This window comes from Trebonia sp., from assembly GCF_049794275.1.
Classification (GTDB): domain Bacteria; phylum Actinomycetota; class Actinomycetes; order Streptosporangiales; family Streptosporangiaceae; genus Trebonia.
This window is the reverse complement of the sequence record NZ_JBARCR010000944.1, coordinates 1-2,807: the sequence shown is the minus strand read 5'-3', so window position 1 is coordinate 2,807 and position 2,807 is coordinate 1. Positions and strand designations below refer to the sequence as shown.

Here is a 2,807-nt window from a genome sequence, read left to right as displayed (position 1 = left end):
GACGATCTTCCGCTGGTGCGGGCCGACCCGGGGCTGCTCGAGCGGGTGCTCGCCAACCTCTTCTCCAACGCGCTGCGGCACTCGCCGCCGGACAGCCCGCCCGCGCTGCTGGCGCGCGAGGACGGCGACCGCGTCGTGCTCGAGGTGGTGGACCACGGCGCCGGCGTGCCTGGCGACCTCAAGGAGCAGATCTTCGAGCCGTTCCTCCGGCTGGAGGAACGGTCACCTGGCGTGGGGCTGGGGCTCGCGGTCGCGAAGGGCTTCGCGGAGGCGATGGGCGGCACGATCGCCGCGGTGGACACCGCGGGCGGCGGGCTCACCATGCGGGTGACGCTGCCCGCCGTGGCCAGCGGTGACCGCGCGGTGCTCGGGGCGGGCCAGTGAGCAGCCGGGCGGGCCGCCGGTGACCCGGGTCCTTGTCATCGACGACGAGCCGTCGATCCTGCGGGCGCTGCGTATCAACCTGACCGCGCGCAACTACGAGGTGAGCACCGCGAGCGACGGCGCCTCCGGCCTCGCGGCGGTGTCGAGGGACCGGCCTGACGTGCTGATCCTGGACCTCGGGCTGCCCGACATGGACGGCACCGACGTGATCCACGGCGTCCGCGGCTGGACCTCGACGCCGATCATCGTGCTGTCGGTATGGGGCCAGGAGCACCAGAAGGTAGCCGCGCTCGACGCCGGCGCCGACGACTACGTCACCAAGCCGTTCGGCATGGACGAGCTGCTCGCCCGGCTGCGCGCCGCGGTCCGCCGGGCGTCGCCCGCGCCGGACGAGCCGGTAGTGAAGACCCCCGATTTCACCGTGGACCTCGCGGCCAAGCGGGTGCACAGGGACTCAGACGGAGGCGGCGACGTCAGGCTGACGCCGACCGAGTGGCAGCTGCTCGAGATCCTCGTCCGCAACCGGGGCCGGCTGGTCACCCAGCGACAGCTGCTCCAGGAGGTGTGGGGCCCGGCGTACGAGTCGGAAAGCAACTACCTGCGCGTGTACGTCGCGCAGCTGCGCCGCAAGCTCGAGCCGGAGCCATCCCACCCCCGCTACCTGCTGACCGAGCCGGGCATGGGCTACCGTTTCCAGGCATGAACCCCCGGGACACAGGGAAGGCCCGCAGCCGTGGACAGTGACGAGAGGATCGGGCACGGACCCGACGACATGGGCGACGACGAGCAGGAGTTCGAGGTCTCCGAGTACGAGCAGTACATCGAGGATCCGCCGGATGACCTGGTAATCAGCGAGGACGACGACAGCGACGCGGAACAATCCGAGGACCGGGCGGCCCGGCATCCCACTGACGCCACCAAGCCAGCAGTACCGGACGACGTGCCTGCCGAAGACGCTGCCATCCACGAGATCCCCGGCACGTAGCCGGCTATTGCGCCCCGCTTGATTACTCGCTAGTAATAAGGGGACGCGGAACGCCGCCTAGGCCGAGTGGAGGCACGTGTTGAGCACCTACGACCTGTATACGTCACCCGTACCCAGGGACACCTGGGACGTGCCCGCGGCTGGGGCGGCCCGGTTCTCCTGGGAGTACGACGACGGACGGCAGCGGCTGCTCGACCTGTACCAGCGGGGCAAGGACAAGCAGTGGGACGCCGCCAAGCGGATCGACTGGGACCAGCCCGTCGTTGAGACGAATGTCATGGAGGCCGGGGACGAGATCTGCCCGATCTACGGGTCACGGCAGTGGGAGAAGCTGAACGAGGCCGAACGCGACGAGGTGAGCCACCACCTGTCGGCGTGGCTGTTCAGCCAGTTCCTGCACGGCGAGCAGGGCGCCTTGACGGTGGCGGCGCGGATCGTCGAGTCCGTGCCCGACATGGACTCCAAGTTCTACGCCGCCACCCAGACGATGGACGAGGCCAGGCACGTGGAGCTGTTCTCCAAGTTCCTCACGGAGAAGGTCCGCCTGTTCTACCCGGTCAACCCCGACCTGGCCAAGCTGCTCGCCGACGCGCTGAGCGACTCCCGCTGGGACATGCCCTACCTCGGCATGCAGGTGCTGATCGAGGGGCTGGCGCTGGCCGCGTTCGGCGTGCACCGGGACATCGCGAACAACCCGCTGGTCAAGCAGCTGCTCGCGTACGTGATGCAGGACGAGGCGCGGCACGTGGCGTTCGGCCGGCTGGCCCTGCGCGACTACTACGCTCAGCTCACGTCAGCCGAGCTCGCCGACCGCGAGGAATTCGTGGTCGAGGGCTGCTACCTGATGCGGAACCGCTTCATCGCCAGGGAAGTATGGGAGCGGCTGGGCTTCGACGTCGAAGAGTGCGTCGAGTTCACCGTGCGGTCCCCCGTGCAGCAGGCATTCCGCCAGTTCTTGTTCAGCCGGATCGTGCCCTGCGTCAAGGACATCGGGCTCTGGGGGCCGAAGGTGCAGCACGCCTACGTGGACCTAGGCGTGATCGACGCCGCGAACAGCGACCTCGACGCGCTCATGCGCGACGACGAGGAGATCGCTGAGCGGATGGAGCGGGAGCACGCCGCTGAGCTCGCCGCGCGCAAGGAAGAGGTGGACGCGGCGATCGCCTCTGGCGATTCATGACCCTTCCCCGTGGGGGCGCTGGGGCTTGGTGGTGTTCACCGCGTCAGTCGGCGCCCAGGCGGGCACCGAACGACGCGGCGTCACACCACCGGCGCCCCGGCTTCCCCAGCAGTCACAGCCCGAACACAGACGCGCCCGCCCGCGCCGCGCAAAGCCTGCGTCGATCATGATCACGAAAGAAAAATCTCCTATGCGCATACTTTTCTTTCGTGATCATGGTTGCGCACCCGAAGGCGACCGCATCCCCGGCCCGCGCGC

Annotated in this window: 4 protein-coding genes; all 4 read left to right on the top strand. The window is 69.0% G+C overall.

Annotated features, from left to right (window positions below):
* Window positions 1-384 (top strand): sensor histidine kinase (locus WA805_RS24235; protein ID WP_425243483.1); only part of this gene is annotated, 384 nt, incomplete at its 5' end.
* Between the two features lie 19 nt (window positions 385-403).
* The gene (locus WA805_RS24230; RefSeq protein WP_422276138.1) at window positions 404-1,087 is read left to right on the top strand and encodes a response regulator; all 684 of its coding nucleotides are present in this window, start codon (window positions 404-406) and stop codon (window positions 1,085-1,087) included.
* A 30-nt stretch (window positions 1,088-1,117) separates the two neighbouring features.
* Window positions 1,118-1,369: a hypothetical protein gene (locus tag WA805_RS24225; protein WP_424560612.1), complete on the top strand. Its 252-nt coding sequence runs from the start codon at window positions 1,118-1,120 to the stop codon at window positions 1,367-1,369.
* 79 nt (window positions 1,370-1,448) lie between these two features.
* Window positions 1,449-2,549, top strand: a complete 1,101-nt coding sequence (locus WA805_RS24220; RefSeq protein ID WP_422339166.1) for a ferritin-like domain-containing protein — start codon at window positions 1,449-1,451, stop codon at window positions 2,547-2,549.
* Window positions 2,550-2,807: the final 258 nt, after the last annotated feature.